Here is a 22,605-nt window from a genome sequence, read left to right as displayed (position 1 = left end):
CGGGCCTTATCGGTGGATTTGCGGGAACGAGTGATTGCAGCGATCGACGGCGGGCTGTCCTGCCGGGCAGCGGCGACACGCTTCGGGGTGAGCGCTGCAAGCGCGATCCGCTGGCGGCAGCTTGCGCTGCGTACCGGAAAGGTAATGCCTGCCTGTCCAGGTGGAGACTCCCGGTCTGGCCGCATCGAGGCGCACCACAATTTTATCCGCACGCTGATCGAGGCGAACCCGGATCTTACGCTGGACGAGATTCGCGAGGCGCTGGCTGCGCGTGGCGCGTCAGTCAGCGTGGCAGCGGTCTGGCGGTTCTTTGATCGCCACAACATCACGCGTAAAAAAAGACCGCGCACACCACCGAGCAAGAGCGGCCCGACATCCTGAGCCAGCGCTGGGCCTGGTTCGAGGGTCAGCTCGACCTCGATCCCGACCGCCTGGTGTTCATCGACGAGACCTGGGCCAGCACCAACATGGCACGCCGCCATGGTCGCTGCCTGCGGGGCGAGCGACTTCGGGCCAGCGTCCCCCATGGCCATTGGAAAACAACAACGTTCGTTGCCGGCCTGCGCAATACCGGGATGGTGGCGCCCATGGTGATCGATGGTCCCATCAACCGGGACGCTTTTACTGCCTATGTGACCCAGGTCCTGGTGCCCGAACTCTCGCCCGGCGACATCGTCATCATGGATAATCTGTCCAGCCACAAAGGGCAGGCCATTCGCGATGTCATCGAGGCCGCTGGCGCCGACCTGTTGTTCCTGCCGCCCTACAGCCCCGACTTCAACCCGATCGAGAAGGCGTTCTCCAAGCTCAAGGCGCACCTGCGTAAAGCTGCCGAGCGCACAATCCACGGCCTGTGGGACGCCATCGGACGCATCCTCGACCTCTACTCTCCCCAGGAATGCGCCAATTACTTCACAGCCTGCGGATACGATGCAACATGATCGAAAACCGCTCTAACGTCGATAAGTATCGATAACGGCTCGACCCTGACGACATTTAATGCCACTACCGGTGCTATAAACTTCACCGACAATGCGACCAGAGAGACCAACGTTGTCATTACAAATTTTACCAGTAACGATCGCATCAGCGTTTCTGGTGCGTCATCAACGAACTACAACTTCGGGACCGGCGACAATGGACGGGATCTGATCATCTCTTTCGCCAACACGCAGACCAATGCCGTTAATAGCATCGTTCTTGACGACGTTCTTGTCGGAAAATCTGCGTTCATATTCAACAATCAAAGTGCAGTCACTGCACTTGGCTTTGATTTTATGGTATTCGGATAAGCATAGTGAGGCGGTATCGCCTTGTTCCCCGCGGGGAACAAGTGGAGGCCCGACCGGGAATCGAACCCGGGTGCACGGATTTGCAGTCCGTTACGTCACCACTCCGCCATCGGGCCTCGCAAGTGGAGCGTTGCACTAGCAAGGCAGGGGCGTGGGGGCAATGGCCTATGTTGCACCTGGCGAGGTGTGCTGCACCGCAATCATGCCCGGCGATTCGGCCATTGCGCCACACGCCGCCGCAGGGCAAAAGCCATCCCTATGACGACGAGCTCTTTTGCCACCCAGCGCCAGACCATGGTGGATTCCCAACTGAAAACCGTTGGGGTCACTGATGCTGGCGTACTGGCGGCCTTTGCCGAAATTCCGCGCGAAGCCTTTCTGCCACCGGCCCTGGCGGCGCTGGCCCAGGCCGATGCCGCCCATGAAGTGGCGCCTGGCCGTTATCTGCTGGCACCGCTGGCGCTGGCGCTGTTGCTGCAGCACGGCGGCGTGCGCGCCGGGGGGCGTGTGCTGGTGGTGGGCAGCGCTTCGGGCTATTCGGCGGCCGTGCTTGCGCAACTGGGCGCGACGGTGACGGCACTGGAAAGCGATTCGGCACTGATCGCCATGGCCGAAGCCGCCGGCGTGCCCAGCGTGTCCGGGCCTCTCGCCGAAGGCTGGGCGGCCGCCGCCCCTTATGATCTGATCCTGTTCGAAGGCGCCATTGCCGCCGTGCCGCCGGCCATCGCCGCCCAACTGGCGCCCGGCGGCCGCATCGCTGCCGTGCTGCGCCAGTCAGGCGTTGGCCGCGGCTATGCCGGGCCGCTCACGGCTGCCGGCCGCCCGGCGGGTCTGCCGTTCATCGAGATGGCGGCGCCAGATCTGCCCGGCTTTGCCCAGCCGCGCGAATTCGCCTTTTGAACCGAGATTTTCTCGTTCTGCCTGCACGGCGGCAGTGGCGCTTTTCTTCACGATGTCGTAATTATTTCGCATGAGCGAGCCGCCGCCTGCCCTTGACGTCATTCTTGCCTCCATCCGCGCCCGGGTGATGGAACCCGGTAATGATGACTATGAAGATGCGCCGACGGCCGCGCCCAGCCTGGCCCCGGCGCCGGCACCGGTTTCGCTGGCCAATGTGACTCTGCCAGCGAGCAGCACCGGGATGACGCTGGACGAACTAATGCGTTCGATGCTGGCGCCGCAGATCAAGGCCTGGCTGGACGCCAACATGCCCGAAATCGTCGAGAAACTGGCGCGCGAGGAAATCAAGCGCCTCACCGGCAAGCTGTAGGGCTTTCCCGCATCGCACCCAGCGGCTATGCGCCGTGGGCTATGATCGACAAGATTTTCGACCCCGCCAGCTTTGAACAGCGTTGGTATGCCCATTGGGAACACAACGCCCGCTTCCGGCCCTCGCGCCCGGATGCCAAGCCGTTCACTATTGTCATCCCGCCGCCGAATGTGACGGGCTCGCTCCACATCGGCCACGCGCTCGACAACACGCTGCAGGATCTGCTGATCCGCTGGCACCGGCTGAATGGCCGCGATGCGCGCTGGATTGTCGGCACTGATCACGCCGGCATCGCCACGCAGATGGTGGTGGAACGCCAGCTGGCCGAAGCCCAGCAACCCGGCCGTACCGCCATGGGCCGCGAGGCGTTCGAAGCCAAGGTGTGGGAATGGAAGGCCGAATCCGGCGGCACCATCACCCGCCAACTCAGGCGGCTGGGCGCGTCGTGCGATTGGGAGAACGAGCGTTTCACCATGGACGACGGCTTCAACAAGGCCGTGATAAAGGTGTTCGTTGAGCTCTACAACCAGAAATTGCTCTATCGCGACAAGCGGCTGGTGAACTGGGACCCGAAGCTGAAGACCGCGATTTCCGATCTGGAAGTGGAAACCCGCGAAGTCACCGGCAGCTTCACCCGCATCCGCTATCCGCTGGCTGATGGCGCGCGCCTTCCCAATGGCGCCGATCATATCATCGTTGCCACCACCCGGCCCGAAACCATGCTGGGCGATACCGCCGTCGCCGTGGGCGCCGATGATCCGCGCTATGCCTCCGTCATCGGCAAGCATGTGCTGCTGCCGATCACCGGCCGCCGCATTCCGATCATCGCCGATGAACATGCCGATCCGGAACTGGGTTCGGGTGCGGTGAAGATCACGCCGGCCCATGATTTCAACGACTGGCAGGTGTATGAACGCAACAAGGCCACCGGCTGGATCAACATCCTCGACGCCGAAGCCCGCATCTGCGCCGCCGAAGGTGTGCCCGCCGATTATGTGGGCCTTGCCCGCGAAGACGCGCGGAAAAAAGTGGTGGCCGATCTCGAAGCCCTCGAACTGATCGAGCGTATCGAGCAGAAGACCATCCAGATGCCCTATGGCGACCGCTCCGGCGTGGTGATCGAGCCGTGGCTGACCGACCAATGGTATGTGAACGCTGCCGAGCTGGCCAAGGACGCGCTCGCCGCCGTGCATGACGGCCGCACTCAGTTCGTGCCGAAGACCTGGGAAAAGACCTATTTCAATTGGATGGAGAATATCCAGCCCTGGTGCGTGTCGCGCCAGTTGTGGTGGGGGCACCGGATTCCGGCGTGGTATACGCCCGAGGGCAGCGTGTTCGTTGCCGAAACCGAAGCGGAAGCACAGGCTCAGGCCGGCGATGCGGTCCTGACCCGCGACGAAGACGTGCTCGACACGTGGTTCTCGTCGGCGCTGTGGCCGTTCGGCACGCTCGGCTGGCCGGAGCAGACCCCCGACCTTGCCCGCCATTATCCCGGCGATGTGCTGGTCACCGGCTTCGACATCATCTTCTTCTGGGTGGCCCGCATGATGATGCAGGGCCTGCACTTCATGGAGGATGTGCCGTTCCGCACGGTGTATTGCCACGGCCTGGTGCGCGACGCCAAGGGCCAGAAGATGAGCAAATCCAAGGGGAACACTGTCGACCCCCTGCTCCTCATCGACAAATATGGCGCCGATGCGCTGCGCTTCACGCTCACCGCGATGGAAACGCAGGGCCGCGACATCAAATTGAGCGAAAGCCGCATCGAAGGCTATCGCAACTTCGCCACCAAGCTGTGGAACGCGGCGCGCTTTGCCCAATCCAACGGCATTGGCGGCAGTGCTTCGCCGTTGCCGCCCGCTGCCAGTCAGCCGGTCAACCGCTGGATCATCGGCGAGGTGCGCGCCACGGCGCGCGCGCTGGAACAGGCAATCGCCGATTTCCGCTTCGATGCCTATGCCGACGCCATCTACAAACTGGTGTGGAGCCGTTTCTGCGACTGGTATCTGGAACTCATCAAGCCGCTGCTCAGCGAAGGCGCCGATGAAGCCATCGCCGCCGAAACCCGCGCCGTTGCCGGCTGGGCGCTCGATCAAATCCTCGTCATGCTCCACCCGGTGATGCCGTTCCTCACCGAGGAATTGTGGCACCGGCTGGCGGAGCGCGATGACCTGATTCTGGCGCAATGGGTGGCCAGCGACGCCATTCCCGAAGATGCTGCCGCCAGTGCGGATATCGATTGGTTGATCGGGCTGATCTCCGAAGTCCGCTCGGCCCGCACCGAAGTGAACGTGCCGCCGTCGGCCAAGCTCACCTATGCCGTGGAAGGCGCTTCGCCCGAAACGCAGGCGCGGCTGGCCGCCAACGCCGCCGTGATCGAACGCCTCGCGCGCATCCTGCCCGGCGAGGTGGCCGAGGGTGGCTGCCTGCAGGTGGTGCACAGCGAGGCGACCATCCTGATCCCGATCGGCGACGTGGTTGATATCGCTGCCGAAAAGTCCCGGCTCGACAAGGCATTGGCCGCCGCGATCAAGGAACGCGACGCGCTGGCGGGCCGTCTGGGCAACCCCGGCTTTACAGACAAGGCCAAGCCCGAAGCGGTGGAAAAGGCGCGTGAAGACCACGCTGCCCGCAGCGCCGAGGCGGAGCGGTTGCAGGCGGCGCTGTCGCGGTTGGGGTGACGCCTTTCCCCTTGGCGGCAGCGGCCAGCCTGATAGGCTGCGGCCACTGACCGAGGGGGAACGCCACATGCTTCACCGCACCATCGCACTCGCACTGCTGCTTGCCACGCCGGCGCTGGCGCAGCCTGCTGCAGCACCTGCCACCGCCATCGCCGAAAACCCCGACGTCCTGGCCGCGCAGCGCCTGTTCAGCGCCTGGCTGGAAGGCCAGATCGCCTATCGTGGCCTGCCCGGTGTCGCCGTCGGCGTGGTGCATGATCAGCAATTGCTGTGGTCAAAGGGCTTCGGCTTTGCCGACATCGCGTCGAAAAAGCCGATGACCGCCGACACGCCCTTCCGCATCGCGTCCAACTCCAAATTGTTCGCCGCTATCGCCATTCTGCAACTGCGTGAGGCCGGCAAGCTGCGTCTGGATGATCCGGTGAGCAAATATCTACCCTGGTTCACCATGAAGCCCGCCGGGCCGGACGACGGCCCGATCACCATCGAGCAATTGCTGTCTCACTCGTCCGGCCTGCAGCGCGAGGCCGGCGATCACTGGGCCAGCTTCGATTTCCCTACCGAAGCCGAACTCATCAAGCTGATGCCCGACCGCCAGGCCGCCTTCCCGCCGCAGACGCGCTGGAAATACAGCAACCTCGCCTTCGCCGTCGCCGGGTTGGTGGTCGAGAAAGTCACTGGCAAGCGCTGGGCGGATTACGTGACCGCCAACATCACCACCCCGCTGGGCATGACCGCCACCAGCATCGACAAACAGGATCCCGGCCTCGCCACGCCCTATGCCAGCCGCACGCCGAACGGCACACGCCGGATCCTGCCGTTCATGGATGCACGCGGCATGGCAGCGGCCACGGGGATGACAAGCAATGTCAATGATCTGGCCAAGTTCATCTCCGCCCAGTTGCGCACCAGCGGGCCGAACGTGCTCACGGCAGGATCATGGCGCGAGGCGCTGCGGGTGCGCAGCGTTGATGAAACGTGGGAAAGCGGCTCCGGCCTGGGTTTTGACCATGCCCGCGTGAAGGGCCGGACGTTCGTGGGCCACGGCGGCGGTTATCCCGCCAACACGACGATGACGCGCGTGCAATTGAACGACAAGGTGGGCGTGGTGGTGCTGACCAACACCAACGACAGCAACCCCGGTGACATCGCCAACCAGCTGCTCGCCACTGTCGGCGACGCCGTGGCCAAGGCCGCCAAGCCCAAGCTGACGCCGCTGTGGGACGATACGTGGGCGCGCTTTGCCGGGCGTTATCGCAGCCCCTATGATGATGGCGTGGAGCAGGTGGTGCTGCTCAACAAGCAATTGGTGCTGCTGTCTGACAATGGCCCTGCGGCCGAAACCAAGGTCATGCTGGAACCGCTTGGCGATGGCCGCTTCAAGCTGATGGCCCCCACCGGCGGTGGCCCGGTGGGCGAAACCGTATGGTTCGAGGAAAAGGACGGCAAGGTGACCCGCATGTACATGGGCGACGGCTGGAGCGAGCGCGTCAACAACGACTGACGCGCCCCCTTTCCCCGCTCACGCCATCTGCTAGAAGGCCGGCGTGCACCGTTACGCAAATCCCACGCGATTCCTGAAGATCGCCCGTGTCGTCACGCCGATTGTGGCAATTCTTGGCATGGCTCTGACCGCGGCCGGCCTTTGGATTGGCCTGTTCGCCAGTCCGCCGGATTACCAACAGGGGGAAAGCGTGCGCATCATGTATGTGCATGTGCCCGCCGCCTGGCTGGGCGCCGGCGGTTACATGAGTCTGGCCATCGCATCGGCCACCGCGCTGATCTGGCGCCACCCGCTCGCCACCATCGCGGCGCGCGCCATTGCGCCGGCGGGCGCGGCGTTCACGGCCATCTGCCTGATCTCCGGATCGCTGTGGGGCAAGCCGACCTGGGGCACATACTGGGTGTGGGACGCACGGCTCACCTCCATGCTGATTCTGCTCTTCCTGTATCTCGGCTATCTGGCGCTGTCGGCAAGCGAAGCGGAGAAGGGCGGCGAAGCCCGCGCCTCGTCCATTCTGGCGCTGGTTGGCGTGATCAACTTGCCGATCATCAAATATTCGGTGGAATGGTGGAACACGCTGCACCAGGGCAGCAGCATTTCGGTGGTCAACGCCTCGTCCAAGATCGCGCCCGCGTTGCTGACGCCGCTGCTGCTGTCGGTGGCGGGTTTCAGCTTCCTGTTTGCGGCCATCGTCTTGATGCGGATGCGGGCGATGCTGGCGCAGCAGCGCGTTGACGCGCGCAGCCGGCGCATGGCGGAGGCTTTGGCGTAATGGATGGCATCGTCACACGCCCCGATCTGTGGGCCAATTTCATCTGGCCGGCCTATGCCATCACGCTGGTCGGCCTTGTTGGCCTGCTGGCGTGGGCCTACATCTCGATGCGAACGGCCGAGAAAAAGGCCGATGAGGTGAAACGCCGATGAAAGCCAAACATCAACGCCTGTGGCTGGTTGTCGGCGCGCTCACCGCGCTGGGCGGCGCTGGCGTGCTGGCGTTTTCGACGCTGGGCGAAAACGCGACCTATTTCTACGCGCCCTCCGATCTCGCGAAAGGGCCGGCGCCCACCGATACGATTCGGCTGGGCGGCATGGTCGAAAACGGCTCGATCGTGCGAGATGGCGAAACCATCCGCTTCGTGGTGACCGACATGGCCAAGACGGTTCCCGTCACCTACACCGGCATCCTCCCCGATCTGTTCCGCGAGGGCCAGGGCGTGATCGCGGAAGGCAGGATCGATCCCGCCACCGGCACCTTCACCGCCGAAACCATTCTGGCCAAGCACGATGAGAAATATATGCCGCCCGAAGTGGCCGGCGCCATGAAGAAGACCGGCGCGGTTTCGACCGGCGGCTGATGGCGCGTCCCGTTTCGCCGCTGTGGGGCGGCCTGTTCACCACCGCTGCCCTGTGCCTCGCCGCGCCGTTGTCGCTGAACTTCGGGCCGGTGCCGGTCACCCTGCAATCGCTGATCGTCTGTCTGGCTTGCGCGCTGGCAGGCGGCGCTGGCGTGCTCGGAGTTCTGAGCTGGTTGCTGTTGGCGGCGCTGGGCCTGCCGGTACTGGCCGGCATGAAGGGCGGCTTGCTTGCGATGGGCGGCTTCAGCGCCGGCTTCATCGTGGCGCTGCCACTGGCCGCCCGCCTGGCGATGAGCCGGCAGCCGGGCTGGAATTGGCGGCAGACGTTATTGCTGATGCTGGCCGCCCATGCGCTGCTGCTGGCACTGGGCGGAGCGGTGATTACCCTGCGCGGCGGCGACGTGACCGCACTGGCCGTGCTGCTGCCGGGCGCAGGGGTAAAGGCGGCAGTGGCAACTTTGGTGCTGGTGATGGTGGGGCGGCGTACTGCCTAGTCGTGCTGCGGCACCCGCGTTGTGACCCATGCGTCGCCCATGTCTTCCAGCACCAAGTCAATCACTTCGATGCGTGCACGGATAGCAATGCCGGCGGCGCAAGTAATGACCAGCCAGTCGCCATCCTGGGCCAACAAGAGGATAACTGTCACCGCTTCTGGATCATTGGGCCAGCCGGCGCGCTGCACGGCGTCAACCGTCTCCACCCGCAGGGCGCTGCGGATGCGGCTCGGCGCGTCGGCCTCACGGCGGTAGCGGTTGATCAGCAGCGCCAGCCGCCGCGCCTTGCGATCAAAGCCGACATCGGCCAGCCGCAGCGTTGCATCCTGCAGCAACGCCGAGAAGGTTTCAATATCCCCCGGCTCCCGGCCGAGGAGGGCGAGCTTCTCAGCCATCACCGACGCGCTCGATATCGGCGCCCACGGCCTGGAGTTTTTCTTCCAACCGCTCGTAACCGCGATCAAGGTGATAGACGCGGCTGACCGTGGTTTCACCTTCTGCTGCTAGCCCGGCCAACACCAGGCTCATGGAAGCGCGCAAATCGGTGGCCATCACCTCGGCACCGTTCAGTTTCGGCACGCCGCGCACGATGGCGCTGCGGCCGCGCACGGTGATGTCCGCTCCCATGCGCGCCAGTTCCGGCACGTGCATGAAGCGGTTTTCAAATATGGTTTCGGTCAACAGCGACGCGCCGTCGGCTACGGTGAGCATCGCCATGAACTGCGCCTGCATATCGGTGGCAAAGCCCGGATAGGGCGATGTTGAAACATTGATGCCCTTCATCGCGCCGTGGCGGCGCACGATGATGCCATCGGTGGTTTCTTCGGTTTCAACGCCAGCTTCGTGCAGCATGTCCAGCGTCACACCCAGATCCTCGGCGGACGCGCCGACCAGTTCGACCTCGCCCCCGGCAATGGCCGCGGCGCAGGCATAGGAACCCGCCTCGATACGATCCGGCATCACCTCATAAGTGGCGCCGTGCAGTTCCTTCACGCCGGTGATGGTCAGCTTCTCTGTGCCGATGCCCTGGATCTTGGCACCCATGGCAACCAGGCAGTTGCACAGATCGACAATCTCCGGCTCACGCGCGACGTTCTCCAGAACGGACGTGCCCTTGCACAGCACGGCAGTCATAACCGCATTTTCGGTCGCGCCCACAGAAACGATGGGAAACACGTAACGTCCGCCCGGCAGGCCGCCCATCGGGGCCGTCGCCTTCACATAGCCGGCCGCCAGTTCGATGTTGGCGCCCAGATGCTCCAGCGCTTTCAGGTGCAGATCGATCGGGCGGTTGCCGATGGCGCAACCGCCGGGCAGCGACACGGTGGCTTCACCGGCGCGGGCCAGCAGCGGACCGAGGACGAGGATGGACGCGCGCATCTTGCGCACGATGTCATAGGGGGCGAGCGTGGAGGTGATGCGGTTGGCGCGCACTGTCATCACGCGGCCGAATTCATCGGGGCTGGTGCCTTCAATGGTGGTCGACAGGCCGTGATTGTTGAGCAGGTGACCGAACGTATCGATATCGGCCAGCCGCGGCAGGTTCCGCAGCGTCAACGGCTCATCAGTGAGCAGCGCGCACGGCATCAGCGTGAGCGCGGCGTTCTTGGCGCCAGAAATCTGGATGCGGCCCTTCAAGCGGCGGCCCCCGCGGATGACGATCTTGTCCATGAATCCGCCTTAGCGCGTTGGCGTGGCGCGCGCCACTGGCCGGCGCAGGGAAAACGTATAGACCGCCAGGCCCGCCCAGATGCAGCAGAACGCCGCCAGCCGCGCCGGATCCAGCACTTCGCCGAACAGCAGCACCGCCTCCAGCAGCACCATGGTGGGCGCCACATATTGCATCAGGCCCAGGATGGAGAGCGGCAGCCGCCGCGCCGCCACGCCGAACAAAAGTAACGGGATCGCCGTGGCCAGCCCGCCCAGTGCCAGAGTCATCGTCGTGACCGGCGGCCAACCGACAAAGCCTTGCTGCGTCTGGGCCACCCACAATGCCGCCATCGGCGCCAATAGCAGCGTTTCAACAAACAGGCCGGTCGCGGTATCCACCGCCGCCTGCTTGCGGATCAGGCCATAGACGCCGAACGACAGCGCCAGCGCGAGGGAAACCAGCGGCAGCGAACCACGCTCGATGGTGAGCACCGCAACGCCCAGCGCCGCAAGCCCGACCGCAACCCATTGCAGCCGACCCAGCCGCTCACCCAGCAGCGCGACACCGAACAGCACGGAAACCAGCGGATTGATGAAATAGCCCAACGACGTATCGATGGCGTGGCCAGCGAGGATTGCCCAGGTGTAGACGCCCCAATTGAGGCTGATGCACACCGCCGATGCCAGCAGCATCAACAGCAGGCGCGGCTGACGCAGGGCGGCGCGCACCCGTTCCCAGCCCTTCAGGCCAGAAATCAGCAGCACCACCAGCAGCACGGTCCACAAGATACGGTGCGCCAGCACATCGGCCGCCGGCACGCCTTGCAACAGCCGCAGGTAAATGGGCAGCACGCCCCAGATCAGATAGGCGCCCATGCCGGCGAAAAAGCCAAGGCGGACTTCGGAAGTATAGGACGCGCTCACCCGGCGGCGTTAGCCGGCATTGACGATGCGCGCCACCCCCGACGGCGCCACAATTTCGGCCCTAAAGCTTGGGCAGCGTCACCCCGCGCTGGCCCATGTATTTGCCAGCTCTGTCAGCATAGCTCACTTCGCAGGGTTCATTGCCCTTGAGGAACAGGAACTGGCAGGCACCTTCGTTGGCATAGATGCGCGCCGGCAGCGGCGTAGTGTTGGAGAATTCCAGCGTGACATGGCCTTCCCAGCCCGGTTCCAGCGGCGTCACGTTCACGATGATGCCGCAGCGGGCATAGGTGGATTTGCCCAGGCAGATCACCAGCACATCGCGGGGAATGCGGAAATACTCTACCGTGCGGGCCAGCGCGAAGCTGTTGGGCGGGATCACGCACACGTCGGTCTTGCGATCGACGAAGCTGTTCGGATTGAAATCCTTGGGGTCCACCACTGCAGAGTCGACATTGGTGAAGATCTTGAACTCGTCGGCCACGCGCGCATCATAGCCATAGCTCGACAGGCCATAGCTAATGCAGCCGCCGCGCGTCTGGCGCTCCACGAACGGTTCGATCATGCCCTCGTTCAGGGCGGTTTCGCGAATCCAGCGGTCGGACAATACGGACATCAGTGGCCTTTGATGTGGAGGACGCAGATCAGGGTGAACAGGCGGCGCGCTGTGTCGAAATCGACGATAGCGCGGGTTTTCAGCCGTTCCTTCAACAGTCCGGCAGCATCATTGTGAATGCCGCGCCGCGCCATGTCGATGGTTTCGATCTGGCCGGGGCTGGCCTGGCGTATGGCCTGGTAATAGCTGTCGCAGATGGCGAAATATTCGCGGATCGTGCGCCGGAACGGGCTCAGCGCGACCTGAAACGCATCGATCTGGATGTCGTCGCCATTGCTTACCGTCACGTCGAGCCGGCCATCCTCCACACCCAGCAGCAACTTATACGGCCCGTGATGGCCGGCATCGGCGGCGGCGATGGGCTTGAATTCATTGCCCTCAAGCAGATCGAAGATGGCGACGCGGCGCTCTTGCTCGATATCGGCGTTGCGCCACAGGATGGTGCGTTCGTCCAGCTTGATGTCGGTCAGGCGATAATCGGGGTTGCTCATTTCGCCCCCTTGGCCGGCACGCTGTTCACCAGCTTGGCCAGACCGTCGCGCACCGGTTGCAGCACGTCGTCCTGCGTCTTGCCCAGCCGCACCACCACGATCCGCTTCGATGGCACCACGATCACATATTGGCCTAAGTGCCCGATCGCGGCAAAGGCGTCGGGCGGTCCGGTACGCCAGAACAGCGCTTCATCCTTGCCATTGGCCGGCTTGCGGTTCAGCCAGAATTGCCCGCCATAGCCGGGATTGGTCGGCGACGGCGTCGTCACGAAGCGCACCCAATCCGGCCGCACCACCTGCACCCCGGCCACCACGCCGCCATCCAGATACAACTGCCCGAACGCCGCCCAATCCCGCGCGGTGGCAAAGCACAGCGAGCCGCCATAAAAATTTCCCTGCGGATCAAACTCGCACAGCAGGCTGGCCATGCCCGCCGGCCCGGCCAGCCGATCGTTGATGAAGGCGCGCACCTTGCGCTTTCGTTCGGCCGGCGTCGCGCCCGGCGCAACCACATCGGAAACGATTCGCGCCAGTATATGCGTGGTCAGAGTATTGTATTCAAAGCGCGTGCCGGGCGGGACTTCCGCCGGCTCGGCAACGGCAGCCTTGACGATATCGGCCGAGGTATCGGCGAACAGCGCGCGGTTGGTGTCGGCCCGCTCCGGCTCAGGCCCGGCCTCGATATGCTTCACGCCCGATGCCATGTGCAGCAATTGGCGCAGCGTGATCTTGGCGCGCGCGTCGTTCCGCCATTCCGGCACCGGGGCGGGCGTATCCAGCTCCAACTTGCCGTCGGCCACCAGAAAGCCAATCAACGTCGATGTGATGGATTTCGCCATCGACCAGCTGATCAACCGCGTCCCAGGGCCATAGCCCGGGGCATAGCGTTCATAGATCGGCTTGCCATCCTTCAGCACGATCACCGCGCGCGTTTCCTTCAGCGCCGGATCGGTGAATAGTGCATCGGCGGCGGGCAGGGCCGAGGCCGGCACGGTGGACAGAATCGCCACTGGCGAGCGCACGGGCTGCGCCAAGGCACCCCCTGCGGTCAGCAACAGGCTTGCGGCTGCCCCGATGTTTCTCCACCTTGTCATAAATTTTACGCTAAAGGCCCTGCCCCCATGCTGGCAAGTGACACATCACCCCCCGCTGCACCTTCGCGCCCCAAGGCATTCTGGCGGCGCTGGCTGATCTGGGTGCCGCTGTTGCTGCTCTGCCTGGTGGCGGGCGGTTGGCTGGGCCTCAAATATTCCACCACGGGTCGGCAGGCGGCGCTGGCCACCGGCTATATCGCCCAGGTCACCTGCAGTTGCCGTTTCGTCAGCGGGCGGGACATGGCCAGCTGCGACACCGATCGCGAACCCGGCACGGACGTGGTGCAGGTGGAGGAAGACAGCGCCAACCGCACGATCACGGCCAAAGTGCCGCTGCTCTCCACACGCATCTCGCGCTTCGATCCGGAATATGGCTGCATGCTGGACGCGCCTTAAAGCCACCCCCGCCAACGGAAGATCGCATAAGGCAGCACGGCGGCGGCCAGCATGATGCCCAGCGCCATCGGATAGCCCGCCACCCATTGCAGTTCCGGCATGTGCGCGAAGTTCATGTCATAAACCCCGGCCACCAGCGTTGGCGGCAGAAACACAATGCTGGCCACAGAGAAGATCTTCTGCACCGCAGTCTGCTCGATTGAGATCAGGCCCAGCGTTGCATCGAGCAGGAAGGTGAGATTGCCGCCGATGAAACTGGCCTGATCCGCCAGACTGGCCAGATCGCGCACCTGGGTCTTGATCTGGGCGGAAAGACCAGCGTCTTTCGGCGCGGCGAACTGCAGGAACGACAGTGCCCGGGTCAGCGAAACCACCGATTCGCGCGCCTTGCTCAGCCCGTCCTGCGCTGCGCCCAGCCGGGTCAGCAACGCCTGCAGGGCGAGATTTGACCGGCGCTGCTGTTGGCGGCCACGGGCACCGGCTTCGGCGCGGCGAAAGGCGGCGCGGCTGATCTGGTCCACTTCGCGGCCCACATGCTCCAGCCCATCGGCCAGCCGATCGACGATGGCATCGATCAGCCCCATCAGCGCCATCGGCGCGCTGCCGCACTGGCCCGGTGCCCGTTCCAGTTGCGCCACAAAACGATCAAAACTGCGGATTTCGGCATAGCGCACCGTAACGAGGTGGCTTTTGCCCAGAACGAAGCTCACCGGCACGGTTTCCGGCGTTTCGGTGATCAGCCCTGTGGCCAGGGTCGCCGTCATCACGATGGCGCCATTGTCGACATAGAGCCGGCTGGACGTCTCGATCTCCGCCATCTCGTCGGCGGTCGGCACTTCAAAGCCCATCGCAGCTTCGACCTGCTTTTCTTCCTCCGGCGTGGGGTTGCACAGGTCGATCCACACCGCATCGTCGGGCAGGGCATCACCCGTGCCTATCAGTTGGTGGCCCGTGGCAGAGAAGATCCGCAGCATCGGGCCCACCATGGCGCAACATCGAACGGTTTGCACCCCTTGCCTGCGGCGCCTGTAACCAATTGGCCTTTGGCTGCGAACAGGCCAATAACAGCCATGGCCACCGACGCCCCTTCCGTTCCCCACCCTTGCCGCGTGCTGCGCCACCACTGGCTGGTGCGCCTCACCCATTGGCTGAACGCGGCCGCCATCATCGTGCTGCTGATGACGGGCCTCAACATCTTCGGCGCACATCCGCGGCTCTATTGGGGCGATGCCGGATCAGTGGACCAGCGGGAACGACTGTGGCTGGAAACGGGTGCGTCGCCGCCTTGGTCGGCGCCGAAAGGCTGGCTCGAGATCGCGGGCACACGCTTCGATACCACCGGCCTCATCGGCGTGTCGCAATCGCCGAAAGGCACCACCAGCTTCGTTGCCTTCCCGCACTGGGCTACGCTGCCGTCGGGCCGCGATCTTGCCACTGCCCGCACGTGGCATTTCTTCTTCGCCTGGGTGATCATCCTCAACGGCCTGGCCTGGCTGCTCCACGGCCTGCTCTCCGGCCGGCTGTGGCGCGAAATCCTGCCCAAGCGCCGCCAACTTACCCGCGCCCATCTGTGGAACGACATCGTGGAACACGCGAAGTTGAACTTCCCCAAGGGCGAGGCCGCGCTCTCCTACGAAGTGCTGCAACGCTTCGCCTATGCCGGCGTCACCCTCGTCCTCATCCCCACTGTCATCCTCACCGGCCTCGCCATGTCGCCGGGCATGGACGCCGCCTGGCCATGGCTCGATCAACTGTGGGGCGGCCGCCAATCGGCGCGATCGGTGCATTTCCTCGCCATGAGCGGCATCGCCGGCTTCCTCCTCCTCCACCTCGTGCTCGTCTTCCTTTCCGGCCCGATCCGCCAGATAGGCGCGATGATCACCGGCCGCATGACCATCGGAGGCGACAAATGATCCTTCATCGCCGCCACCTCCTCACCGCCCTGCCCGCAGGCCTGCTGCTTACCGGCTGCGACGCGCTCACCCGCAACCCCACCGCCAAGGCGGTGATCGGCGCCGGCGAACAGGCGACCTATCGCTGGCAACACCTGGTCGGCCGCGACGGCCTGGCCCGCGAATTCGCCGCGTCCGACATCTCCCCCACCTTCAAGGTCAACGGCACCCACGAACCCACCAACCCCGAATGGCAGCGGCTTGCGTCCGGCAACTTCGCCAATTGGCGCCTCAAGGTGACCGGCCTTGTCCACCGCGAGCTCTCCCTCACCCTCCCCCAGTTGCGCGCCCTGCCCCAGCGCACCCAGATCACCCGCCACGACTGCGTGGAAGGCTGGAGCGCCATCGGCCAATGGACCGGCCCGCAACTTGCGCACATCCTGAAAGCCGCCGGCCTGCGTGACGGCGCCCGCTACATCGTGTTCCTGTGCGCCGACGATTATGGCGGCGAGGCCAGCAAGGGCGGCCTGCAATCCGCCAGCCGCTATTACGAGAGCATCGACCTCGTCGACGCCTTCCACCCCCAAACCATCCTGGCCCACAGCCTCAACAACCAGCCGCTCTCCACCGGCAACGGCGCCCCTCTGCGCCTGCGCGTCGAACGCCAGTTGGGCTACAAACAGGCCAAATTTCTGATGCAAATCGTCGTCGCCGACAGCCTGGCCCCCTTCGGCGGCGGCAAGGGCGGCTACTGGCCGGACCGCGGCTACGAGTGGTACGCGGGAACATAGTTCGCCGAAAAAATACAAGAAAAAGCAGAGCTGCTGGCGGCTTCATTCTGTCTTGATATCGCGAACAGCCGCCCGTCTGTCCTGCACGGGCAAAGCCTGTCATCATGGCGCTGCCCGGCGTTTGGGCGCGGGATGGCGGTGGGTGGTAAAAAAGTCCTGAAACCCGCAAGAATCGGAAAAACCGTCAATAGTGGACGGGGTAGAAGGAGGGTGTGATTCGCAAGGATTGGCCCGTGATAGCGTGGGCGTCGCATTCTGGCAGAGAGGGGAGGACTGGACGTGGCAGCGGATCGCGGCGCATCAGTGATTGCCCAGAGCGGCCGGTTAGTTGTCGGGATTGCTGCCTCTGCCGGTGGCCTGACTGCGTATGAGGCGTTTTTCGCCGCGATGCCGGCCGATAGCGGCATGGTCTTTGTGCTCGTGCAGCATCTTGATCCGGAACATGACAGTGCGTTGGCCGAAATCCTCGCCGGCTACACCGCGATGCCCGTCGATTTCGCCCGTGATAGGATGATCCCGGCGCCCAATACGATCACGATCATCCCGCCTTGCGCCGTCCTCACCATCCACGAGGGCCGCCTTCGCCTAATAATGGCCCCTCCAGTAAAGGCGCGGCGCATGGTGGTGGATCTGTTTCTTGTTTCTCTCGCCGACGATCAGGGCCCGAATGCGGTGGGGATCATCCTTTCCGGCTATGGCAGAGATGGCACGGCCGGCATTGCGGCCATCAAGGAACGCGGGGGGCTGACGATGTGCGAGGCTGCGTTTGATCATCACTCAAAGCTGGGTATGCCGCAGAGCGCGGCAGACAGCGGCTTCGTCGATCTTGTGTTGCCCGTGGAGGACATTCCTGCTGCGTTGCTGGCGTATCTGGCTTAGCGGAGCGGCTCACTCACGCCGGCGGGATTTCGCCCAGGGACGCCGGATCGGGTGCTTCGTCCAAATCGAGGGCGCCGCGGATGATCGTGTCCGCGCCGGACATGATGTCGCCGCTGCACAATTGCAGATCGAGCCGTTCCAGATCGCGGCGGCGATATTCGGCTTCGATGGCGTCGATCATCGTTTCGGGCGTGCCCAGCGAGGCGAGCACTTCGCGGCCCATGGCAACGGCGCCATCCAGCATTTCGCGCACCACCTGTTCGACGCCGGCCTGGCGCAGGGCGATATTGTGGCTGCGATCAAAGGCGCGGGCGATGATGGGCAGATCGGGCCATTCGGTCTGGATTGGTTGCAGCACCGCCTTTGGGTCCCAGCGGCCATCGATGGCGAACACCAGGGCGCTGGCGGTTTCGATGCCGGCGGTGCGCAGGATATCGAGGCGGGTGCCGTCACCCCAGAACACGGTGTTGCCAAAGCGGGCGGTGATATCGATGAGTTCGGCATCCAGATCGATGGCGGTGATGGCCTGCCCGCGGGCCCGCAGCATCTGGGCGATTACCTGCCCCACGCGGCCGCTGCCGACCAGCACGACATGGCCGCCGTGGCCAGCGGTGCCGGCGCTTTCCGGCCCGTCGCGGCTGCCGGGATCGTCCTTGCCGGCGATCATCCGCCCGGCCAGCCGGAACAGCAGCGGCGTGAGCGCCATCGAGCAGGTGACGACTGCGCCGAACAGTTGTGCCGCCGAATGGCTGATCAACAGGCCGCGTTCGGCTTCGGCAAACAGCACGAAGCCGAATTCGCCGCCTTGGGCCAACAGCAGCCCCATCTTGAAGGCACGCGGCCATTCGGTGCCGAAACTGCGCGCCAGCACGGCGATCACGGTGGTTTTCACGGCCATCACGCCCACCACCAGTGCCAGCACCAGTGCCCAATTGGCGGCGACGATATTGAGATCAAGGCTCATGCCGATGGCGATGAAGAACAGGCCGAGCATCAGGCCGCGAAACGGCTCGATGTCGGCCTCCAGAGCGTGGCGATAGGGGGATTCGGCCAACATGACACCGGCGACGAACGCGCCCAACGCCATCGAAAGCCCCAAGCTGGCCATCAGCAACGCGCTTCCCATCACGCAAAGCAGGGCGGCGGCCACGAAGGCTTCGCGGGCGCCCAGCGATCCGATGATGCGGAACAGGCGCGGCAGGGCATAGCGGCCGACCAGCACGAGAAAGACCAGCGCGCCCGCCGTAATCAGCGCTGTTTGCCAGCCCGGCACCGGATCGGCGCGCGCCGCGCGGCTGAGGGCGCCGACGATGGTGAGCATCGGCACGATGGCCAGATCCTGGAACAGCAGCATGGCAAAGCTGCGCTCGCCAAACGGGGTGGCGGCCATCTGGCGCTCGTTCAACAGTTGCATCACCAGTGCGGTGGAGGACAGGCCCAGCGGCAGGCCGACGACCAGCGCCGCCTCCCAGGTGAAACTGGTGAGCGCCAGCAGAAGCCCGGTGAGCCCAAGCCCGCACAGCAGTACCTGTGCCAGCCCCAGCCCGAAAATATCGCGCCGAAGGGCCCACAGCCGCGACGGCTGCAGTTCCAGGCCAATCACGAACAGCAGCAGCACGATACCGAACTCGGCGAACTGGAGGGTCTGTTCGGCATTGCCCACCAGGCCAAGCACCGCTGGCCCGATCAATATGCCGGTGGCGAGATAGCCCAGCACCGCCCCCAGCTTGAAGCGGATGAACAATGGCACCAGCACAACGGCGGCCGCCAGGTAGATGACGATATCGCGCAGCAGGGTGGAGCCATGCTCCATCAGGCGGCGACCTGCCCGGCTTCGGCGAGCGCGGCCAGCACGGCATCAAGCGCGAGCAGGATCGAAGGATAGCGGGCGCGGTGGGCGCGGGCCGGCACGAAGATGTCCCAGCCTTCCGGCGCAGCTTCGGCGCGGCTGGCGAGGAAATCGGCGAGGGCAGAACGGGTGGCGGTGAGCGCAGCGGCGTCCATGCCCGGCACGCGTTCCATCACCACGGCAGCACTGGCCTGGCCCAGCGTGCAGGCCCTGGTCGCATCCAGCCCCACGGCGGCGATGCGGCCATCCGGCCCCAGCGCCACATCGGCGATGATCTTGCTGCCACACACGGGGGAGACCCGGGTGGCGCTGCCATCCGCCGCCGCCAACCGGTGCGCGACCTCACCCGCCAGTTTCAGGCGCAAAATCACCGCATTGTAGAGGGCTTCGGACATGTGTACTTCTTACCCTCCCCGCCCCTGTTGTGGATAGACGGGAAAATGCCGCCCTTCAGGTGCGGCGCCAATTCGTGCCGCCCGGCCTATCCTCCAGCAGCACCCCTTCGGCCACCAGCGCATCACGAAGGCGATCGGATTCGGCCCAGTTCCTGGCCTTCCGCGCCGCCACGCGCTCCGCCACCAGCGCGTCGATGCGGGCCGCGTCCGGATCGGCGTTGCGGGCGTCGCTGGCATGACGGCTCCTTTCCGGCCCCAGCGAGGGCAGGCCGAGGAACGCCAGCGCGCCCAAAAGCGCCTCGCGGTCCTGCTCGATGCCGGCGATGGCGGCCAGCGCGGCGGGCGTGTTGAGATCTTCGGAAAGCGCTTCCACTACCGCAGCTGGCGGCGGCGGGCGCACGCCCTTCGGCACATCGCCCAGCTTGCGCAACCACTTGCCCAGCCGGCTGCGGACCTGGGTCAGCAGCGCTTGGTCCCACGTGAGCGGCTGGCGATACTGGGCGGACAGCAGGCCCAGGCGCAGCTCGTCACCCGTCCAGCCGGCCTCCACCAGCTCCCCGACGCTGAGCACATTGCCGAGCGACTTGGACATCTTCTCACCGCCGCCGAAGTTCAGGAAACCGTTGTGCATCCAGATGTTGGCCAGCGGCGCACCATCATGGGCGCAGGCGCTCTGCGCGCACTCATTCTCGTGGTGCGGGAAGGTGAGATCGATGCCACCGCAGTGGATATCGATGGTTTGCCCCAGGCTTTCGGCAATCATCGCCGAGCATTCGATGTGCCAACCTGGCCGGCCGCGGCCCCATGGGCTGGGCCAGCCGGCCTGGTCCTTGCTCGACGGCTTCCACAGCACGAAATCGGCGGCGTTCTTCTTGTACGGCGCCACTTCCACGCGGGCGCCGGCGATCATCTCGTCCAGCGGCCGGCGCGACAGGCTGCCATAATCGCCATGGCTGGCCACATCGAACAGCACATGGCCTTCCGCCGCATAGGCATGGCCCTTGGCGATCAGCAGATCGATCATCGCCACCATGGCCGGGATGCTGGTGGTAGCGTGCGGGTGCAGATCAGGACGTTCCACGCCAAGGGTGGCCGCGTCTTCCAGATAGAGGGACTCGTACCGCTCGGTGATCACGTCGATGCTCACGCCCTCGGCACGGGCCTTGTCCATGATCTTGTCGTCGATATCGGTAATGTTGCGGGCGTAAATCACCTTGTCCGGGCCATAGGTGTGGCGCAGCAGGCGCTGCAGCACGTCGAACACCACGGCGGGACGGAAATTGCCGATATGCGCCCGGCCATAAACGGTAGGGCCGCAGACATACATCGTCACCCGATCCGGATTGATCGGCACCAGTTCCTGCCTGGCGCGGGCAGCGGTGTTATACAGACGGATCATCAGATGGGGGTTCCGGGGCTGGATTTTTATTGCTGATCGAGCAGCTTGTCGAACGAGTTGCGCTCCTGCTTGCCGTAACCGTCAGCCTCCTCGTCATCGCCAAAGCCTGGCAGGCCGGCATGAGGGTCACGCTCCGGGTTTATCAGCTTCTGCTGCTGGTTCCACGCATCGCCAACGTAAGAGACCATGGCGCTCGCCACCAGCGCCAGCGTCGGCGTCGTCTTCGCCCTGGCCAGCCAATCGGGCCGGCTATCGTCACCCGGCACGATCTTTATGCCCAGCGTGATCAGCAGGAAAATCAGGCTAGCGGCCAAAAAGCCCTTCACCAGGCCAAAGCCAAGGCCGAGCAAGCGGTCCACCGGGCCAATCACGCTACCCTTGGCACTGTTCGACAGGAAACTGCCGATGAGCTTGACCAGCAGAACGGCGATCAGGAACGGCCCCATCACGGCGGCGGCCGCGGCGATCAGTTCGCTGCCGCTGGCGGTTTCGAAAATGGCGCGGGCCGGCGTGTAGAAGAGGCGCACGGCGATGAAGCCGGCCACCCAAGCCGCAAGGCTGGCGACCTCGGCAATGAAGCCGCGCATCAGTCCAAAGGCGGCCGTGATGCCGACAATCAGCACCACGATCCAGTCAAAGCCGGCAAGCTGCATTACAGTGTCCATACAGCAGCGCCTATCCGATTTGGCAGCGCCGCAAAAGCCTATTCCGGCCGGCCAAGATGATCCACCAAGCCATTCATTGTCCGAAATCCACTGACCAGCATGGGCCCGCCGCCAGTGGTGCCATCCGGCACGAAAGCCCGGCCGAAACCCAGCTTCGCCGCCTCTTTCAGGCGCAGGCTCGCCAATCCGGCCGCCCGCAATTCGCCCGACAAGGCAACTTCACCAAAGGCCACCGCATCCGCCGGCAACGGCCGATCGGTAAGCGCCGAAACCAGCGCACAAGCCACCGCCAGATCGGCCGCCGGATCGGCAATCCTGAGGCCGCCGGCCACGTTCAAATAGACTTCATGCCCGCCGAACGCCAAACCGCAGCGCGCTTCCAGCACCGCCAGCAGCATCGCCAGCCGGCCGGAATCCCAGCCCACCACGGCCCGGCGTGGCGTCGCGCCCGATGGCACCCGCACCACCAGCGCCTGGATCTCGCACAGCACCGGCCTTGTGCCTTCCAGCGCCGGAAACACCACGGCGCCTGTGACGCTGGCGCCTTCGGCCCGGCTGGTCAGGAACAGGCTGGATGGGTTGGCGACTTCCTCCAAGCCATCAGCGCCCATCGCAAAAACGCCGATCTCGTCCGTTCCGCCAAAGCGGTTCTTCACAGCGCGCAAGATGCGATACTGGTGGCTGCGCTCCCCTTCAAAATAGAGCACGGTATCGACCATATGCTCGAGCACGCGTGGCCCGGCGAGTTGCCCGTCCTTGGTCACATGGCCGACCAATATCAGCGCGCAGCCCGACAATTTTGCATAGCGGATCAGTTCCTGCGCCGATGCCCGCACCTGAGAAACCGTACCCGGCGCGCCTTCCAGCGTGTCGCTGTGCATCGTCTGGATCGAATCGATCACCAGCAGCCCCGGCGGTGCCTTCAGGCTGGTCAGCGTTGTCAAAATGTCCCGCACATTGGTTTCGGC

General features: G+C 64.6%; 25 protein-coding genes and 1 tRNA gene. 13 read left to right on the top strand and 13 right to left on the bottom strand.

Translation table 11 applies throughout. From position 1 onward, the window contains the following. Window positions 1-941, top strand: a protein-coding gene (locus Q7O19_RS10005; RefSeq protein WP_303810311.1) for an IS630 family transposase whose coding sequence is annotated in 2 segments (ribosomal slippage) — window positions 1-343 and window positions 343-941 — 942 coding nt annotated over the 2 segments. Because the reading frame shifts where the segments join, the coding sequence is not laid out codon by codon here. This gene is flagged as partial in the annotation. A gap of 393 nt (window positions 942-1,334) precedes the next feature. On the opposite strand, the gene Q7O19_RS10000 is transcribed toward Q7O19_RS10005, so the two are convergent. Further along, a tRNA-Cys gene (locus Q7O19_RS10000) sits at window positions 1,335-1,408 on the bottom strand. Window positions 1,409-1,550: 142 nt separating this feature from the next. On the opposite strand from Q7O19_RS10000, the gene Q7O19_RS09995 reads away from it, so the two are divergent. The 8 genes from Q7O19_RS09995 (at window position 1,551) to Q7O19_RS09960 (ending at window position 8,596) form a co-directional block, all read left to right on the top strand. Next, a complete protein-coding gene (locus Q7O19_RS09995) occupies window positions 1,551-2,192 on the top strand; it encodes a protein-L-isoaspartate O-methyltransferase (protein ID WP_303810310.1) in 642 nt (213 codons plus the stop codon). A 70-nt stretch (window positions 2,193-2,262) separates the two neighbouring features. Beyond that, a complete protein-coding gene (locus tag Q7O19_RS09990; protein WP_303810308.1) occupies window positions 2,263-2,562 on the top strand; it encodes a DUF2497 domain-containing protein in 300 nt (99 codons plus the stop codon). Between the two features lie 41 nt (window positions 2,563-2,603). Further along, window positions 2,604-5,243 carry a valine--tRNA ligase gene (locus Q7O19_RS09985; protein WP_303810306.1) on the top strand — a complete coding sequence of 880 codons (2,640 nt, stop codon included), beginning with the start codon at window positions 2,604-2,606 and terminating at the stop codon, window positions 5,241-5,243. Between the two features lie 67 nt (window positions 5,244-5,310). Next, window positions 5,311-6,747: a serine hydrolase gene (locus Q7O19_RS09980; RefSeq protein ID WP_303810304.1), complete on the top strand. Its 1,437-nt coding sequence runs from the start codon at window positions 5,311-5,313 to the stop codon at window positions 6,745-6,747. Window positions 6,748-6,790: 43 nt separating this feature from the next. After that, on the top strand, window positions 6,791-7,519 hold the full coding sequence (gene ccmC / locus Q7O19_RS09975) for a heme ABC transporter permease CcmC (RefSeq protein ID WP_303810303.1): 729 nt from the start codon (window positions 6,791-6,793) through the stop codon (window positions 7,517-7,519). Beyond that, a complete protein-coding gene (gene ccmD, locus Q7O19_RS09970) occupies window positions 7,519-7,671 on the top strand; it encodes a heme exporter protein CcmD (RefSeq protein ID WP_303810301.1) in 153 nt (50 codons plus the stop codon). The genes ccmC and ccmD overlap by 1 nt, the downstream gene beginning before the upstream one ends. Further along, complete coding sequence (ccmE, locus tag Q7O19_RS09965) at window positions 7,668-8,102, top strand: cytochrome c maturation protein CcmE (protein ID WP_303810299.1); 435 nt, start codon at window positions 7,668-7,670, stop codon at window positions 8,100-8,102. The genes ccmD and ccmE overlap by 4 nt, the downstream gene beginning before the upstream one ends. After that, the gene (locus tag Q7O19_RS09960; protein ID WP_303810297.1) at window positions 8,102-8,596 is read left to right on the top strand and encodes a biotin transporter BioY; all 495 of its coding nucleotides are present in this window, start codon (window positions 8,102-8,104) and stop codon (window positions 8,594-8,596) included. Before ccmE ends, Q7O19_RS09960 begins: the two co-directional genes overlap by 1 nt. Here the strand turns inward: Q7O19_RS09960 and Q7O19_RS09955 are convergent. The 6 genes from Q7O19_RS09955 to Q7O19_RS09930 all read right to left on the bottom strand — a co-directional run bounded on the left by Q7O19_RS09955 (window position 8,593) and on the right by Q7O19_RS09930 (window position 13,299). Beyond that, the gene (locus tag Q7O19_RS09955; protein WP_303810295.1) at window positions 8,593-8,991 is read right to left on the bottom strand and encodes a DUF2948 family protein; all 399 of its coding nucleotides are present in this window, start codon (window positions 8,989-8,991) and stop codon (window positions 8,593-8,595) included. The genes Q7O19_RS09960 and Q7O19_RS09955 overlap by 4 nt on opposite strands. After that, window positions 8,984-10,267: a UDP-N-acetylglucosamine 1-carboxyvinyltransferase gene (murA, locus tag Q7O19_RS09950; RefSeq protein ID WP_303810293.1), complete on the bottom strand. Its 1,284-nt coding sequence runs from the start codon at window positions 10,265-10,267 to the stop codon at window positions 8,984-8,986. Before murA ends, Q7O19_RS09955 begins: the two co-directional genes overlap by 8 nt. Before the next feature lie 9 nt (window positions 10,268-10,276). Continuing rightward, window positions 10,277-11,170, bottom strand: coding sequence for an EamA family transporter RarD (gene rarD / locus Q7O19_RS09945; protein ID WP_303810291.1), 894 nt, complete (start codon window positions 11,168-11,170; stop codon window positions 10,277-10,279). A 61-nt stretch (window positions 11,171-11,231) separates the two neighbouring features. Then, window positions 11,232-11,786, bottom strand: a complete 555-nt coding sequence (gene dcd / locus Q7O19_RS09940) for a dCTP deaminase (protein WP_273463816.1) — start codon at window positions 11,784-11,786, stop codon at window positions 11,232-11,234. Continuing rightward, window positions 11,786-12,277, bottom strand: a complete 492-nt coding sequence (locus Q7O19_RS09935) for a UPF0262 family protein (protein WP_303810290.1) — start codon at window positions 12,275-12,277, stop codon at window positions 11,786-11,788. The genes dcd and Q7O19_RS09935 overlap by 1 nt, the downstream gene beginning before the upstream one ends. Continuing rightward, complete coding sequence (locus tag Q7O19_RS09930) at window positions 12,274-13,299, bottom strand: serine hydrolase (RefSeq protein ID WP_303810289.1); 1,026 nt, start codon at window positions 13,297-13,299, stop codon at window positions 12,274-12,276. Before Q7O19_RS09930 ends, Q7O19_RS09935 begins: the two co-directional genes overlap by 4 nt. A gap of 99 nt (window positions 13,300-13,398) precedes the next feature. Here Q7O19_RS09930 and Q7O19_RS09925 point away from each other — a divergent pair, with 99 nt between their 5' ends. Next, a complete protein-coding gene (locus Q7O19_RS09925; protein WP_303810288.1) occupies window positions 13,399-13,767 on the top strand; it encodes a hypothetical protein in 369 nt (122 codons plus the stop codon). Here Q7O19_RS09925 and Q7O19_RS09920 read toward each other — a convergent pair. Then, the gene (locus Q7O19_RS09920) at window positions 13,764-14,741 is read right to left on the bottom strand and encodes a magnesium transporter CorA family protein (RefSeq protein ID WP_303810287.1); all 978 of its coding nucleotides are present in this window, start codon (window positions 14,739-14,741) and stop codon (window positions 13,764-13,766) included. The genes Q7O19_RS09925 and Q7O19_RS09920 overlap by 4 nt on opposite strands. A gap of 96 nt (window positions 14,742-14,837) precedes the next feature. Between Q7O19_RS09920 and Q7O19_RS09915 the strand changes: the two genes are divergently transcribed. From Q7O19_RS09915 to Q7O19_RS09905, 3 genes are all read left to right on the top strand, one after another. After that, window positions 14,838-15,680, top strand: a complete 843-nt coding sequence (locus tag Q7O19_RS09915) for a cytochrome b/b6 domain-containing protein (RefSeq protein ID WP_303810285.1) — start codon at window positions 14,838-14,840, stop codon at window positions 15,678-15,680. Beyond that, window positions 15,677-16,450, top strand: a complete 774-nt coding sequence (locus Q7O19_RS09910; RefSeq protein WP_303810283.1) for a molybdopterin-dependent oxidoreductase — start codon at window positions 15,677-15,679, stop codon at window positions 16,448-16,450. Before Q7O19_RS09915 ends, Q7O19_RS09910 begins: the two co-directional genes overlap by 4 nt. Window positions 16,451-16,729: 279 nt before the next feature. Then, complete coding sequence (locus tag Q7O19_RS09905) at window positions 16,730-17,329, top strand: chemotaxis protein CheB (RefSeq protein ID WP_303810281.1); 600 nt, start codon at window positions 16,730-16,732, stop codon at window positions 17,327-17,329. A 13-nt stretch (window positions 17,330-17,342) separates the two neighbouring features. On the opposite strand, the gene Q7O19_RS09900 is transcribed toward Q7O19_RS09905, so the two are convergent. The 5 genes from Q7O19_RS09900 to Q7O19_RS09880 form a co-directional block, all read right to left on the bottom strand. Continuing rightward, entirely contained in the window at window positions 17,343-19,142 is a 1,800-nt protein-coding gene (locus Q7O19_RS09900; RefSeq protein WP_303810280.1) for a monovalent cation:proton antiporter-2 (CPA2) family protein, read from the bottom strand. Next, window positions 19,142-19,573 carry an iron-sulfur cluster assembly scaffold protein gene (locus Q7O19_RS09895; RefSeq protein ID WP_303810279.1) on the bottom strand — a complete coding sequence of 144 codons (432 nt, stop codon included), beginning with the start codon at window positions 19,571-19,573 and terminating at the stop codon, window positions 19,142-19,144. The genes Q7O19_RS09900 and Q7O19_RS09895 overlap by 1 nt, the downstream gene beginning before the upstream one ends. Window positions 19,574-19,628: 55 nt before the next feature. After that, window positions 19,629-20,972 carry a cysteine--tRNA ligase gene (gene cysS / locus Q7O19_RS09890; protein ID WP_303810277.1) on the bottom strand — a complete coding sequence of 448 codons (1,344 nt, stop codon included), beginning with the start codon at window positions 20,970-20,972 and terminating at the stop codon, window positions 19,629-19,631. A gap of 26 nt (window positions 20,973-20,998) precedes the next feature. After that, complete coding sequence (locus Q7O19_RS09885) at window positions 20,999-21,637, bottom strand: CvpA family protein (RefSeq protein WP_303810276.1); 639 nt, start codon at window positions 21,635-21,637, stop codon at window positions 20,999-21,001. A 38-nt stretch (window positions 21,638-21,675) separates the two neighbouring features. Beyond that, window positions 21,676-22,605 (bottom strand): magnesium chelatase domain-containing protein (locus Q7O19_RS09880; RefSeq protein WP_303810275.1); only part of this gene is annotated, 930 nt, incomplete at its 5' end.

The organism is Sandarakinorhabdus limnophila DSM 17366 (assembly GCF_945882885.1).
Lineage (GTDB): Bacteria > Pseudomonadota > Alphaproteobacteria > Sphingomonadales > Sphingomonadaceae > Sandarakinorhabdus > Sandarakinorhabdus limnophila_A.
This window is presented reverse-complemented; position numbering and strand designations above follow the sequence as displayed.